This window comes from Synechococcus sp. TAK9802 (genome assembly GCF_014279535.1).
Classification (GTDB): Bacteria; Cyanobacteriota; Cyanobacteriia; order PCC-6307; family Cyanobiaceae; genus Parasynechococcus.
The window spans coordinates 1,808,716-1,821,881 of the sequence record NZ_CP047937.1 but is presented as its reverse complement, the minus strand read 5'-3'; the positions used below and the strand labels follow the sequence as shown (position 1 = coordinate 1,821,881).

Genomic DNA, 13,166 nt, shown 5'->3' with positions numbered 1-13,166 from the left:
GATGGCAGCCCGACCCAGTCACCCACGGCAGCGGGCTTCGGCGGCGTTGATCAGATCGTCGAGGGTCAGCGCCAATGGAGGCTTGCCCAGTTCAAGCGCCAGTTGATCCAGTTGATCGGCGGCAGCGTTGAGCTGCAGCAGCAAGGTGTCGAGGAAAGCTTGATCGTCAGCGACCACGGGTTGCTGCTGGCACCAGCGTCGCCGTTGGTTTTCGTCGGGGATGGCGCCAGTGCTCCCTGGAGCAGCCATGGTTTGAAAACTGTCCAGGCAGTGGCTCAGCACCCGCAGGTGATGGCGATCCAGCTGGGGCAGCAGGGTGGAGTCGATGCGTTCAATCGCGGCGCGGTCGATGACCATCAGCCCTGCGCCAACGGAGTGATCCGGAAGCCGCAGGCGTGGCCGCCCTCGAGCCGCCAATGCACCCGTTCCACCCGGCAGTCCGGCACGGTGCGCCGAATCAGCAGCAATTCCTGGTCGCAGACCGCGGGAAATTCCTCAGCAATGCGCTGCACGGAACAGTGGGCCTCCTCGAGCCGCCAGCTCACGCCGTCGTCGTCCCGGCTGCAGACGGTCACATAGCCCTCGTCGCGCCGCAGCTGTGCCAGGTGTTCAAGGCGAGCTTCCAAGGAGGCTTCGCCAAGGCTTTGCCGGTACTGGCTGGCCTTCGACTCCGCCTGCTGATTGAGCAGCTGGCGCACCGTCGCTTCGGGGAGATGGCTGCGCATCGAATCCAGCAGGCCGAGGGCGAAGCGGCCGCTGCCATCGGGGAACTGGGCTCGTCCTTCGTCGGTGAGGCACCAGCGGTTGCTGGGACGCCCCGGGCCGCTGGCATTGCTGCTGGCGCAAACCAGGCCGCTGTCGGCGAGGGAGCGCAGGTGCCGCCGCATGGCCTGAACGGAAATGCCGATGGCATCGGCAAGGGTGCCAGCGTCCTCCTCCCCGCGCTCCAATAGCAGGGAGAGCACGGCGTCGCGGGTGCTGGCGGGGGCCGAGGCGCTCATGAGGAGGCGAAACCTCCCCACACGATGCCATCGAATTGCCACGCCATGTTGGCCGTGTTGAGGGTCACAATGGGGAGCCCGCTGACCGGAGGCCTGTTGGCCTAGGCTTCCAGTAAGGAAACCGCGGGGTTTCGTAATTCGCCGCTCCCTCCACTTCCATGTCCGACGCCCCTCAAGAGCCGACAGCAGAAAGCCTGGAGGTCATCCGCAAGTTCGCTGAAACCTACGCCCAGCGCACTGGTACTTATTTCTGTGCTGACCCCAGTGTCACCGCTGTTGTTCTGAAGGGTCTGGCACGTCACAAGGACGATCTGGGGGGAGCGCTGTGCCCTTGCCGCCATTACGAAGACAAGGAGGCCGAGGTCTCGCAGGCCTTCTGGAACTGCCCCTGCGTTCCGATGCGCGAGCGCAAGGAATGCCACTGCATGCTCTTCCTCACCGAGGACAACCCCTTCGCTTGCCCTGAGAAGACGCAGACCATCACCACCGAAACGATCAACGCCACCGCCGGCTGAGCTGAATGACCAGTACCTCCACACGGGATCTCGTCAGCCAGCCGTACAAGTACGGCTTCGTCACCGAGATCGAGACCGACAAGATCGCCAAGGGTCTCAGTGAAGAGGTCGTTCGCCTGATCTCAGCCAAGAAGGAAGAGCCGGATTTCCTGTTGCAGTTCCGGCTCAAGGCGTTTCGCCACTGGCTCACCCTCGAAGAGCCCGATTGGGCTGCCTTGGGTTATCCCGAGATCGATTACCAAGACATCGTTTATTACGCGGCTCCCAAGCAGCAGGAGAAGAAGGCCAGCCTCGATGAGGTGGATCCGAAGCTGCTGGAAACCTTCGACAAGCTCGGTATCCCGCTGAGCGAGCAGAAGCGCCTCAGCAACGTGGCGGTGGACGCTGTTTTCGACAGCGTTTCGATTGCCACTACCTACAAGGAGAAGCTGGCCGAACACGGGGTGGTGTTTTGCTCCTTCAGTGAGGCAGTCAAGGAGCATCCCGAGCTGATCGAGCGTTACCTCGGCACGGTTGTCTCCAGCAACGACAACTATTTCGCCGCCCTGAACTCAGCTGTGTTCAGCGACGGATCCTTCGTCTTCATTCCGAAGGGCGTTGAGTGCCCGATGGAGCTCTCCACCTACTTCCGGATCAATTCCGGCGACACCGGACAGTTCGAGCGCACCTTGATCGTGGCCGAAGAGGGTGCCTCGGTGAGTTATCTCGAGGGATGTACGGCACCGATGTTCGACACCAATCAGCTGCATGCGGCGGTGGTGGAACTGGTGGCCCTCGACGACGCCTCAATCAAATATTCCACGGTTCAGAACTGGTATGCCGGTGATGAAAACGGCGTCGGCGGGATCTACAACTTTGTGACCAAACGCGGCCAGTGCCGCGGTGATCGCAGCCGTATCAGCTGGACCCAGGTGGAGACCGGTTCAGCCATCACCTGGAAATACCCCAGTTGCGTGCTGCAGGGTGCTGATTCGGTGGGTGAGTTCTATTCCGTGGCTCTTACCAACAACTGCCAGCAGGCCGACACCGGCACCAAGATGGTCCATGTCGGACCGCGCACCCGCTCCACGATTGTGAGCAAGGGCATCAGTGCAGGCCGCTCCAGCAACAGCTACCGCGGTCTTGTGCAGATGGGGCCCAATGCCAAGGGCGCCCGCAACTACAGCCAGTGCGATTCGATGCTCATCGGCGATCAAGCCGCTGCGAACACCTACCCCTACATCCGTTCCCAGCAGCCGCAGGCGGCCATCGAGCACGAGGCCAGCACCTGTCGCATCTCCGAAGATCAGCTCTTCTACCTGCAGAGCCGTGGCATCGGGTTTGAAGAGGCCGTCTCGATGATGGTCAGCGGTTTCTGCCGCGACGTGTTCAATCAGCTGCCGATGGAGTTTGCCGCTGAGGCCGACAAATTGCTGGCCCTCAAACTTGAGGGGTCCGTGGGCTGATCCCCTCCCCCACCTTGTCTCTGTTTTTTAACGACGCCTTCCGTGATTCGCCCTGACGCTGAGCTTCTGCTCGACATCCAAGACCTGCATGCCTCCGTCGAGGACAAGCCCATCCTCAAGGGGGTGAATCTGCAGGTGAGGGCTGGTGAAGTCCATGCCGTGATGGGTCGCAACGGCAGTGGCAAGAGCACGCTCTCCAAGGTGTTGGCCGGGCATCCGGCCTACCGGGTCACCGGCGGCAGCGTTCGTTATCGCGGCCAGGATCTGTTTGAGCTGGAGCCTGAAGAGCGGGCCCGTCTGGGGGTGTTCCTCGGATTCCAGTACCCCGTTGAAATCCCTGGCGTCAGCAACCTGGAATTCCTGCGGGTGTCCACCAATGCCCGGCGGGAAGAACAGGGGGAAGAGGAGCTCGACACCTTTGCCTTTGAGGATCACGTGCACGACAAGCTCAAGGTGGTGCAGATGGACCCTGCCTTCCTTGAGCGCAGCGTGAATGAAGGCTTCTCCGGGGGCGAGAAAAAGCGCAACGAGATTCTGCAGATGGCGCTGCTGGAGCCCGTGGTGTCGATTTTGGATGAAACCGATTCCGGCCTGGATATCGATGCCCTGCGCATCGTGGCCGGTGGTGTGAACCAGCTGGCGACGGAAGACAACGCCACGCTGCTGATCACCCACTACCAACGTCTTCTCGACGAGATCACCCCGGACTATGTGCATGTGATGGCGGCAGGCCGGATCCTGCGCACCGGCGGACGGGAGCTGGCCCTTGAGCTGGAGCAGACCGGATACGACTGGGTGGATCAGGAGCTGGCCGCTCAAGGAGCCGCTTGACCATGGCGAGCAGTGTTCTGGCGCCAGTGCAGGAGCGCGGTCGAGCCGCGCTTGAACAGCTTGGTCTGCCCAACCGCCGCCAGGAGTCCTGGCGCCTCACCGACCTCAAACGGCTTGCGGCTGTCTCGGAATTGCCGGCCAGTGCCTCGCCACTGTCGACGTCTCTGCCGGCCAGCCTGGATCGGGTGACCCGTCTGGTGCTCAATGGTTTTGATGATCCCCTGGCCGGCCAGGTGCTTCCGGAAGGAATCACGGCGCTGAATGCTGAAGAGCTGGAGCAGGCCCTCGGCCACACCCTGGATCGCTGCGGTTGTGCCCAGGTCTGGCCCGTGGAGTTCAACCACGCCAAAGCCCAACAGATCCTGGCCCTTAGGGTGCGGGGACGGGTTGGTCCGTTGGAACTCGTGCTGGCGTCCGGTGCCGGGTTGAACGCCACGCGGGTGTTGCTGCTGTTGGAGGAAAAAGCTGAGCTGGAGCTGATGCAGGTGCTGCTGGCTGAGGGGGCTTCGGCCCACAGCCATGTGCTGGAAGTGCATCTGGGACAGGAGGCCCAGCTGCGCCATGGCGTGCTGGCGACGGCGGATGGCGCGTCATCGCTGATGGCCCATTTGGCTGTGGAGCAGGAGCCCCGCAGCTCCTATGCCCTCACTTCAGTGGTTCAGGGCTGGAATCTGGGACGGGTGGAGCCCCGGGTGGTGCAGGTGGATGGCCAGGCAGAGACCGTGCTTAAAGGTCTGGCCGTCACCGGCGCCGAGCAGCAGCTGGCTACCCATACCGCGGTGCGCTTCGACGGGCCGGAGGGGGAGCTGGATCAGTTGCAGAAATGCCTGGCCGGCGGCCAGTCCCACGCAATTTTTAACGGCGCCATCAGTGTTCCCCGCGATGCTCAGCGCACCAACGCCGCCCAATTGAGCCGCAACCTGCTGCTGTCTGATCGGGCCCGGGTGGACACCAAGCCCGAGCTGGAGATCGTGGCAGACGATGTGCGCTGCGCCCACGGCGCCACCGTGTCGCAGCTTCAGGATGATGAGCTGTTCTATCTCCAGAGCCGGGGCATCTCTGCGGCGGATGCAACGGCGCTGCTGCTGCGCGGGGCCTGCCAGGAGGTGATCGCCCAGCTTCCTGCTGCCGCGCAGGCGTGGCGCCCCCTGGAGCGTGTGATGGAGAGCCTCGCCCCATGACGATCGCCGCCGAAGCACGATCCAGTGCGGATTTCGTGGATTTACCGTCTCGATATCGTGCCGATTTCCCGATTCTTGAGCAGCTGGCTCCGGATGGCCTCCCGCTGATCTATCTCGATCACGCTGCCACCAGCCAGAAGCCCCGTCAGGTGCTCGAAGCGCTGCAGCAGTACTACAGCTGCGACAACGCCAACGTGCATCGCGGTGCGCACCAGCTCAGTGCCCGTGCCACCGATGCCTTTGAGGCGGCCCGCAGCACGACGGCGGCTTTCGTGGGTGCGGCCAGTTCCCGCGAGATTGTCTTCACCCGCAATGCCAGCGAAGCCATCAATTTGGTGGCGCGCACCTGGGGTGACGCCAACCTCAAGCAGGGGGACGAAATTCTCCTCACGGTGATGGAGCACCACAGCAACCTGGTGCCCTGGCAGCTGTTGGCCCAGCGCACCGGCTGTGTGTTGCGCCATGTGGGCATCACCGAATCCGGTGAGCTGGATCTGGAGGATTTCCGGGCCCAGCTCAATGAGCGCACCCGACTGGTGAGCCTGGTGCACATCAGCAATTCCCTCGGTTGCTGCAATCCCCTGGATCAGGTGATCCCCGCAGCCCATGCCGTTGGCGCCTGCGTGCTCGTGGATGCCTGCCAGAGCCTGGCCCACAAGCCGATTGACGTGGCGGCCATAGACGCCGACTTCCTCGTCGGCTCCTCCCACAAGCTCTGTGGCCCTACTGGCATGGGTTTCCTCTGGGCGCGGGAGTCGCTGCTGGAGGCGATGCCTCCCTTTTTGGGCGGCGGGGAGATGATTCAGGACGTTTTCCTGGACCACAGCACCTGGGCGGTGTTGCCCCACAAGTTCGAAGCGGGCACCCCTGCCATTGGCGAGGCTGTGGGCATGGGAGCCGCGATTCGCTACCTGCAGGCGGTGGGTCTGGAGGCGATTCAGGCCTGGGAGGCTCAGCTCACCCGGCATCTGTTCACCCGGTTGCAGGCCATTGATGGTGTGAGGGTTCTGGGGCCGACGCCGGATCAGCAGCCCGAGCGAGGTGCTCTCGCCACATTCCTTGTGGATGGCGTGCATGCCAACGACATTGCCGCTCTGATCGATGCTTCCGGGATCTGCATCCGCAGTGGTCACCACTGCTGTCAGCCCTTGCACCGCAAGTATGACGTGACGGCTTCAGCGCGGGCCAGCCTGAGCTTCACCAGCACCTTTGAAGAGATCGACCGCTTCAGCGAAGAGCTCGCTTCCACGGTCGCTTTCCTGCGCGAGCACAGCTGACCTGGCTCAGGCCGCCAGCTGATCGTTGCTTGCTGCGGCCTCGCGTTGCCGCAGGGGAAAAACCTTGTTGGTCTCGATGGCGTACTTCACCCAGCGGTAGGAGCGTGCGCCGGGACGGGGAGCCGCGTTGATCGGTTTAGGGCTGGCATAGCTGTTGCCGCGATAACGCAGGATCCGCATCGGTGATGTTGAAACGGCCGTCAGCTTTTCAGGCTTACCGCTTCTTGATGGGTTCCGTGGAGCACAGGTTGATGCTTCCTGCTGGTTGCTCGCTCAACCCATCACATCTGCTGAACGGGGTTGTGTGCTTTGTAACCGTCAGTTAGCCCCAATTCCCTCCTGAAAAAGGCCTCGGTTTGCTCGAGCACCTCGATCTGGGTGGCTTGGCTGCGGAAGCCGTGGCCTTCCTCCTCGAACAGCCGCACCTCCACCGGGATGCCGTTGCTGCGCAGCGCCTCGGCCATGCGTTCGGTTTGTTCCGGCGGCACCACTTTGTCTTGCAAACCCTGGAAAAACAGCACAGGACAGCGGATTTGGTCGACATGCAGCAGTGGCGACCGTTGCTCATACAAAGCCCGCGCTGCGGGCCATTCCCCCACCAGGCCATCCACGTAGCGCGCTTCAAATCTGTGCGTGTCTTTAGCCATGGCTGTGAGATCACACACCGCATAGCGGCAGGCGCCGGCCCTGAACACCTCGGTGAAGCACAGCGCCGCCAGGGTGGTGAAGCCGCCGGCGCTGCCGCCTTCGATGGCGATCTGGCCGGGATCGGCGCGACCGGCCTCGATCAGGGCCTGCGCTGCGGCGGCGCAGTCGGCCACATCCACCAGGCCCCAGCCTCCATTGAGGCGCTCCCGGTAGTCCCGGCCAAACCCCGTTGAGCCGCCGTAATTCACATCCACCACGCCCCAACCCCGGGAGGTCCAGTACTGAATCGCCAGGCTGAGGCCGCGGCGAGCCATGGCCGTTGGCCCGCTGTGGCTTTTCACTAGCAGCGGCGCAGGCCCTGGTGGTTTGCCGCTCGGGGGGTAGTACCAGGCATGGGTGCGTTCACCCTGGTGCCCGTTGAACCACAACGGTTCGGCCACGCTGATCGCCTCAACCGACAACGGTGACGTGATGGCGGGGCTGTGGCTCCAGATCGGGGTGGCCGGCCGCAAATCGATTTCCAGCAGCCCGGCCACGCTGGTGCTGTTGCTGGCAACGGCCACGGCGCGGCCGTTGCATGCGCTCAATCCCGCAAGATCATCAAACGGTTGCGGCAACGGCTGCACCGTTCCATCCAGGCTGAGCCGTTGCAACGACCAGGCCCCGCGGCTGCAGACGGCGGCGATCAGCTGCTCGCCATCCCAGGCCGTGGTGCTCATCCCATAGATCCACTGGGGCATGGCCGTTTCGGCAGCCATCGGCCAGGGCCTCCTCCAGGCGGCGTCGGCACTGGGCTGGAGCATCAGGTTCCACCAACCGGAGCTGTCCTCCGCCACAAGCAACTGCCCGTCGGGCAGCCATTGGGGTTGAAACACCGAGATGCCACCGCCTCCGGCCAGCTGACGGGTCTCGACCAGCCCGCCCGTGTCGTTGAACTCCGCGCACCAGAGACGGCTGCTGTCCCAGGGCATGGCAGGTTGTTGCCACTCTACCCAGGCGAAACGCTGGCCATCGGGGCTTAGGCAGCCATAGCCGGCAAAGTCCGTCGGCTGGTGCAGCAGCAGCGGGGTCTGATCCGTAGCGTTCAGTGCCAGGCTCACCAGCTCGTCACGGCCCTCGATTTCACGGATGCCGATCCAGCGCTGCCTGGGCAGATCGAGCACGCCATCCGCCAGCTCCCAGTCCCCTTCCCGGCTGAGCCGTTGGGGTGCAGCCAGGGGGGTGGGTTGCTGGGGGCCTGTCTGCGGCAGGCGCCAGTCCTGACGCCAGAGGCAGCCGCACTCGATCCAGGCCAGGATCAGCCTGTCCTGCTCCATCGAGGTGGCGAGTACGCCGCCGCCGTAGTCATGCACGCGGCTGCGCAGATTGCTGGGGGCCGGCGTCAGCTCCTGTGGTTCTGCTTCGGAATCACCAAAACGCCGGATCAAGGCAGTGGTGCGGCCGCGCTCCTGGGGGCGCTGTTCCAGCCAGATCAGCCACAGCGTTGCATCGGGGCCACTGACCAGGGCCGGTTCCTTGAGACCCGGCAAACGGCCGACGGCATGTTGCGCGGATAACGGAGCGGCTCCCATAGCGGCTGATTCAGGCCGCTTACCATGCTGAATCAACGCGGCGTTGGTCTTGGCAGGAAGCTTTGCAGAGTTGGCCCGTCAGGCCGATAAGTCGCGGGACACGATGCTGGTGCCCAAGACGGCCCTGGAAACCCCGCCGCTGGAGATTCACACCCTGGGCGATGAGGTGTTGCGGCAGCCTGCGCGCCGCATCGGCAAGGTGAATGAGCAGGTGCGGGAGCTGGCCCGCGACATGCTGCGCAGCATGTACACCGCCAAGGGCATTGGCCTGGCGGCTCCTCAGGTGGGGATTCACCAGCAGCTCCTGGTGATTGATCTGGATTTGGAGAATGCCGCTACGCCGCCCTTGGTGCTGATCAATCCGGAGATCACGGCGGCCAGCGCCGGGCTCGACACCTATGAAGAGGGCTGTCTCAGTATCCCTGGGGTGTATCTCGATGTCGTGCGCCCCACCGCGATTGAACTGAGCTTCCGCGATGAGATGGGTCGGCCCAGGAAGATGAAGGCCGATGGCCTGATGGCCCGTTGCATTCAGCACGAGATGGATCATCTCAATGGCGTGTTGTTTGTCGATCGCGTCACTGATGAAGACGGTCTGCAGAAGGAGCTGAAGGAGAAGGGCTTCGAGCGCCAAGATGTGCGGAGCGTCGCCTGAGTTATGCCGATGAAACCCCTGGCCGGCGTCTTCCTGGCCCTCGCCTGTGTTCTGGGTATCGCCAGCACCGGATGTGTGTTTGAACTGGCCTATGGCGATCCTGATCTCGGGGTCAAAACCACCAGCTGGATCCTGGCCCTGGCGGCCCCTGGAACCGTGGGGACCCTTCTGTTCGCCATTCGTCTGAACAAACCGGCCTGATCGGGGGCGACCGATTCAGGCATCACTTTTACGATCCGCTCAGTTCCTCCATGGACGTGATGGCACGCTTTCGAACCGTGGTCGCTGCCGGCCTCGCTCTCGCAGCGACCTCTGCACCGGTGGCCCTGGCCCAGGGTTCGCTGTTCACGGCGGTGCCCGTGGAGTTGAGCAATTTCGTTTTGGTGTCGGCCCCGATTGGCCAGGGCGAGCGTTCTCAGTTGAACATCTACGAGCAGCGCACCACAAAACGCCCCTGTTTCGCTGTGGCTGCGGGATCACCGGCCATGGTCGATCCTTTGTTGTCCACGTTTGATTTCAGCGGGGTCTGCAACCGCTACATCGACGGCAACGGCTATTCCCTGCGGATCGGTGGTGACGACCTCGGCACCCGCTACCGGCTCAGCGTGGTGAACACCGGTCGGGATATTGAATTGCTGGCCACGCCCACCAAGAATCCCTCCCAACCGACCATGCTCGTGGCCCGGGCCGGTGGTGCCGCCAGCGGATTCGTTCAGCTCAAGCTTGAGCCGGGCTGGACCTTGAAGCGACGGGCCTACGGCAAGAAGAGCCTCGGCCATCTCTATGTCTATCGGGACAGTGCGCCAGTGGCCGGATCCAGCCCAGTAAGCGAGCCGGTTGAGACTGAACAGAGTGAGAGTTCCGTGGCTCCGTCCTACTGAGCTGGCCCAGAACCGGTGAAAACACCTGTTGTCGTCCTCTGTCAGTGATTTCACACTGAAGACAGACCCCGGAGGACGTGATGAAAACAACGGTTGTTCAGTGGTTCCAGTGGTTCGGTGAAGCGATGACCCATGCCCTGGGTTCGTTCAACGACCGCCATCTCCAGCCCCCGCCGATCGGCACCCAGCCTTACCGGGACACGCCCGACAAGCGAGCCCGCGACTACTGAGCACCAGGCTGCTTGAGCAGATCAGTGCAGCGGAAGCAACTCGCTTCCGCCACGGCGTTTCGATCGACGCTGGCCCGGTCGTTGAGATCGGCAATGGTGCGCGCCACGCGCAACAGTTAAGGCCGCTGCGCGTGCTCAGCCCACGCTGGTTGATCAGCTGTTCCAAGAGCTCGAGTGCCGCAGCCTCGATGGCTCCGGTCTGCCGCAGCGCTGCTGCCGACAGCCGCCCGTTGCTGTCTCCACCCGGATTGCGCCTCTGCATCCGCTGCCGGGCTCGTTCAATTTGTGCGGGGGTGCACCAAGACGCTGCAGCTTGCGTTGGGCTGGGCTGCTTCAGCACCGCTGCCGCCTCCTTGGCGGAGCGCCGTTCCAGCCGCAGTTGCAGATCGAGCCGATCCAAGAGCGGGCCGGAGATCCACTTCCACCACCACTGGTCTGGCCTCCAGACCTTGCAGGGATGCACTGAGACAACGTGCCAGCATTCTGTGGAGGGTGACGCAGGAGATTCATGCCCCTGCTGTCACACCGGTCCGGCTGTTCCCTCTTTTCAAGGCCCATGGCAGACGACACGATCTTCGGGAAGATCCTTCGTGGCGAGATCCCGTGCGATGAGGTCTACAGCGATGAGCAGTGTCTGGCCTTTCGCGATGTCGCGCCCCAGGCACCCGTTCATGTGCTGGTGATTCCGCGCAAGCCGATCGAGAGCTTGCGCTCCGGTGCTGCTGAGGATGCGGCCCTGCTGGGCCACCTCTTGCTGGTGGCTGCCCGCGTTGCCAAACAGGAGGGTCTGGACGATTTCCGCACGGTGATCAACAGTGGCGCCGGTGCTGGCCAGACGGTGTTTCACCTCCATGTGCATGTGATCGGTGGACGTCCTCTGGCGTGGCCTCCCGGTTGAGGTCAGCGGCGAAGCGGCGCGGCGACAGCCAGACTGAGCACAGTTCAGCAGTGGCATGACCCACCAGCTTCAGAACCTGCGCAATCAGGCCGCCAAGCTGCGTCGGCTTTCGCAGCCCTACTTCTTCCCCTACACCGAAGACAACGGCTGGCAGTTCCTTGGACTGCTGGTGAGCCTGCTCTTCTGTGTGGCCGGGATCGTGCTGTTCCTGGTTACCGGCTTGATGAACGGCCTGTCGTGGCTGTTTCCGGAGTTGTCCGGCCAGTACCTCGGTGGCGTCCAGTCGTCCCTGGGCATGCTCTGGTCCCGTGGATGGGGGGCGGGCATCAGTGCCCTATTCGTGCTGGGGGCTGTGGTGTTTGCCTCCGTGCGGGGCCAACTCAGGCATCGCCGCTGGTTGCCTTGGCTGTTTCTCGGCCTGATCATCCTGATGCTGTTGAGCGTGAACGGCATCAACGCCGGCATCACATTCCTCGCCAGGGATCTGACCAATGCGTTGATCGCCAGGGATGGCGATGCGTCGTATCGCAACCTCTGGATCTACGGCGCCTGTTTTGCTGTGGCACTGCCAATTCGCAGCCTGCAGTTTTATTTCACCCAGAAACTTGGGCTGTTCTGGCGCGAATGGTTGTCGTTGAGCCTGGTGGACGATTACCTGCGGGATCGGGCCTATTACGTGCTCAATCCCAATGATGAAGCGGCCACCAATGTTGATAACCCCGATCAACGTATTTCCGAGGATGTGCGTGATTTCACGGCACAGGCCCTTGGTTTTGCGCTGAATATTTTTGATTCGATCCTCACCTTTTCCCTCAACATCCTCATCCTTTATTCGGTGAGTGAGGGGCTCACCTTTGCCCTTCTGGCCTATGCATCCGGGGTGTCTGCCCTGATGATTGTGGCTGGCCGCAAGTTGGTGCGGTTGAACAATTTCCAACTGCGTTTTGAAGCGGATTACCGCTATGGCCTCGTACGGGTGCGTGACAACGCCGAGTCGATTGCCTTCTACGCCGGTGAGCAGCAGGAAGCCAAGGAGGTGACGCGTCGCCTGGCCACCGTCGTTGAAAACTTCAATCTGCTGATTGTCTGGGAAGTGCTGCTGCGGGTGCTGCAGCGCTCCAGCATTTACGCCAGCAATTTCATCCCCTATCTGATCCTTGCGGCACCGATTCTCGCCGGTGAGATGGATTACGGCGGCTTCGCCCAGGCGAACGTCGCCTACAACCTGGTTGAGGGATCGTTGTTTTTCATCATCTACAACATCGAAGCCCTAGCCCGGTTCTCGGCATCGATCAACCGGCTTGAAGGCTTTCAATCCAATATCTCCAACCTCGATCCAGAGGAGTGGAGTGATTACGTGCCGCGGATCGTGCCCTCTGAGCGCCTGGCGCTGCAGGGGGTGACGGTCAAAACACCGCGGACCGACAACGTGCTGGTGCGCGACCTCAGTTTTTCCCTGGGCAACGCTGAGGGGCTGTTGGTGGTGGGACCCTCCGGCTGTGGCAAGACGTCTCTGCTGCGGGTGGTGAGTGGCCTGTGGGGCTCGCCGACGGGCACCGTTTATTCCCCGGGGCAGGGCGATCTTCTTTTCATCCCCCAGAAGCCCTACATGGCACTGGGATCTCTGCGCGAACAGCTTTGTTATCCCCTCGATCAGGCCCGTTTCAGCGATGAACAGCTACGGGCTGTTTTGGATCAGGTGATGTTGGGCAAACTTCTGCAGCGCTATCCCGACCTCGACATCAAGCAGGACTGGCCGCGGCTGCTCTCTCTGGGTGAACAGCAGCGACTGGCCTTTGCGCGGCTGCTGCTCAATTCGCCCAAGGTCGTGGTCCTGGATGAAGCCACCAGTGCCCTGGATGTCGAGACCGAATCCCGCCTTTATTCCCTGTTGCGGGATCGGGAGGTGGCGTTCATCAGCGTGGGTCACCGGCCAACCCTGAAGGACTTCCATGACACAGTTTTGGAGCTCAGCGGTGATCACGACTGGCGGCTGATCCCGGCGACTAGCTATGACTTCGGGCGTTCTTGAA

At 62.6% G+C, this 13,166-nt stretch carries 17 protein-coding genes and 1 pseudogene; 11 read left to right on the top strand and 7 right to left on the bottom strand.

What is annotated here, in order from left to right; all coding sequences use genetic code 11:
• Positions 1-18: 18 nt before the first annotated feature.
• The gene (locus SynTAK9802_RS10570) at positions 19-357 is read right to left on the bottom strand and encodes a hypothetical protein (RefSeq protein WP_186496092.1); all 339 of its coding nucleotides are present in this window, start codon (positions 355-357) and stop codon (positions 19-21) included.
• A complete protein-coding gene (locus tag SynTAK9802_RS10565; protein ID WP_186496089.1) occupies positions 357-1,001 on the bottom strand; it encodes a metalloregulator ArsR/SmtB family transcription factor in 645 nt (214 codons plus the stop codon). Before SynTAK9802_RS10565 ends, SynTAK9802_RS10570 begins: the two co-directional genes overlap by 1 nt.
• Before the next feature lie 158 nt (positions 1,002-1,159).
• On the opposite strand from SynTAK9802_RS10565, the gene SynTAK9802_RS10560 reads away from it, so the two are divergent.
• Genes SynTAK9802_RS10560 through SynTAK9802_RS10540 form a run of 5 tightly spaced genes read left to right on the top strand, consistent with a single transcriptional unit; the run spans position 1,160 to position 6,250 of the window.
• Positions 1,160-1,516 (top strand): ferredoxin-thioredoxin reductase catalytic domain-containing protein, encoded by a 357-nt coding sequence (locus tag SynTAK9802_RS10560; protein WP_038553034.1) that lies wholly within the window; start codon positions 1,160-1,162, stop codon positions 1,514-1,516.
• Positions 1,517-1,521: 5 nt separating this feature from the next.
• Positions 1,522-2,961 (top strand): Fe-S cluster assembly protein SufB, encoded by a 1,440-nt coding sequence (sufB, locus tag SynTAK9802_RS10555; protein WP_114988686.1) that lies wholly within the window; start codon positions 1,522-1,524, stop codon positions 2,959-2,961.
• 42 nt (positions 2,962-3,003) lie between these two features.
• The gene (sufC, locus tag SynTAK9802_RS10550) at positions 3,004-3,792 is read left to right on the top strand and encodes a Fe-S cluster assembly ATPase SufC (RefSeq protein WP_186496086.1); all 789 of its coding nucleotides are present in this window, start codon (positions 3,004-3,006) and stop codon (positions 3,790-3,792) included.
• A gap of 2 nt (positions 3,793-3,794) precedes the next feature.
• Entirely contained in the window at positions 3,795-4,973 is a 1,179-nt protein-coding gene (gene sufD / locus SynTAK9802_RS10545; protein WP_186496083.1) for a Fe-S cluster assembly protein SufD, read from the top strand.
• Entirely contained in the window at positions 4,970-6,250 is a 1,281-nt protein-coding gene (locus tag SynTAK9802_RS10540) for a SufS family cysteine desulfurase (RefSeq protein WP_186496080.1), read from the top strand. The genes sufD and SynTAK9802_RS10540 overlap by 4 nt, the downstream gene beginning before the upstream one ends.
• Before the next feature lie 6 nt (positions 6,251-6,256).
• Here SynTAK9802_RS10540 and SynTAK9802_RS10535 read toward each other — a convergent pair whose 3' ends face one another.
• Both SynTAK9802_RS10535 and SynTAK9802_RS10530 read right to left on the bottom strand, forming a co-directional pair.
• The gene (locus tag SynTAK9802_RS10535; protein ID WP_186496077.1) at positions 6,257-6,430 is read right to left on the bottom strand and encodes a hypothetical protein; all 174 of its coding nucleotides are present in this window, start codon (positions 6,428-6,430) and stop codon (positions 6,257-6,259) included.
• A 101-nt stretch (positions 6,431-6,531) separates the two neighbouring features.
• Complete coding sequence (locus tag SynTAK9802_RS10530) at positions 6,532-8,469, bottom strand: prolyl oligopeptidase family serine peptidase (RefSeq protein WP_186496074.1); 1,938 nt, start codon at positions 8,467-8,469, stop codon at positions 6,532-6,534.
• 49 nt (positions 8,470-8,518) lie between these two features.
• Here SynTAK9802_RS10530 and def point away from each other — a divergent pair, with 49 nt between their 5' ends.
• The 4 genes from def to SynTAK9802_RS10510 all read left to right on the top strand — a co-directional run bounded on the left by def (position 8,519) and on the right by SynTAK9802_RS10510 (position 10,235).
• A complete protein-coding gene (gene def / locus SynTAK9802_RS10525; protein WP_115009393.1) occupies positions 8,519-9,124 on the top strand; it encodes a peptide deformylase in 606 nt (201 codons plus the stop codon).
• Positions 9,125-9,127: 3 nt separating this feature from the next.
• On the top strand, positions 9,128-9,325 hold the full coding sequence (locus SynTAK9802_RS10520; RefSeq protein WP_006850702.1) for a hypothetical protein: 198 nt from the start codon (positions 9,128-9,130) through the stop codon (positions 9,323-9,325).
• A 50-nt stretch (positions 9,326-9,375) separates the two neighbouring features.
• Positions 9,376-10,005: a DUF3747 domain-containing protein gene (locus SynTAK9802_RS10515; RefSeq protein WP_186496071.1), complete on the top strand. Its 630-nt coding sequence runs from the start codon at positions 9,376-9,378 to the stop codon at positions 10,003-10,005.
• An 80-nt stretch (positions 10,006-10,085) separates the two neighbouring features.
• Positions 10,086-10,235 carry a hypothetical protein gene (locus SynTAK9802_RS10510; protein WP_006851286.1) on the top strand — a complete coding sequence of 50 codons (150 nt, stop codon included), beginning with the start codon at positions 10,086-10,088 and terminating at the stop codon, positions 10,233-10,235.
• Here the strand turns inward: SynTAK9802_RS10510 and SynTAK9802_RS10505 are convergent.
• From SynTAK9802_RS10505 to SynTAK9802_RS10495, 3 genes and pseudogenes are all read right to left on the bottom strand, one after another.
• Positions 10,229-10,342, bottom strand: coding sequence for a hypothetical protein (locus SynTAK9802_RS10505; protein ID WP_186496068.1), 114 nt, complete (start codon positions 10,340-10,342; stop codon positions 10,229-10,231). The two genes, SynTAK9802_RS10510 and SynTAK9802_RS10505, sit on opposite strands and share 7 nt — an antisense overlap.
• Before the next feature lie 77 nt (positions 10,343-10,419).
• A pseudogene (locus SynTAK9802_RS12810) lies at positions 10,420-10,497 on the bottom strand (hypothetical protein); the annotation flags it as partial.
• 16 nt (positions 10,498-10,513) lie between these two features.
• Entirely contained in the window at positions 10,514-10,717 is a 204-nt protein-coding gene (locus tag SynTAK9802_RS10495) for a hypothetical protein (RefSeq protein WP_186496064.1), read from the bottom strand.
• 74 nt (positions 10,718-10,791) lie between these two features.
• Here SynTAK9802_RS10495 and SynTAK9802_RS10490 point away from each other — a divergent pair, with 74 nt between their 5' ends.
• A complete protein-coding gene (locus SynTAK9802_RS10490) occupies positions 10,792-11,133 on the top strand; it encodes a histidine triad nucleotide-binding protein (RefSeq protein WP_115131770.1) in 342 nt (113 codons plus the stop codon).
• A gap of 55 nt (positions 11,134-11,188) precedes the next feature.
• Entirely contained in the window at positions 11,189-13,165 is a 1,977-nt protein-coding gene (locus tag SynTAK9802_RS10485) for an ABC transporter ATP-binding protein/permease (RefSeq protein WP_186496061.1), read from the top strand.
• Position 13,166: the final 1 nt, after the last annotated feature.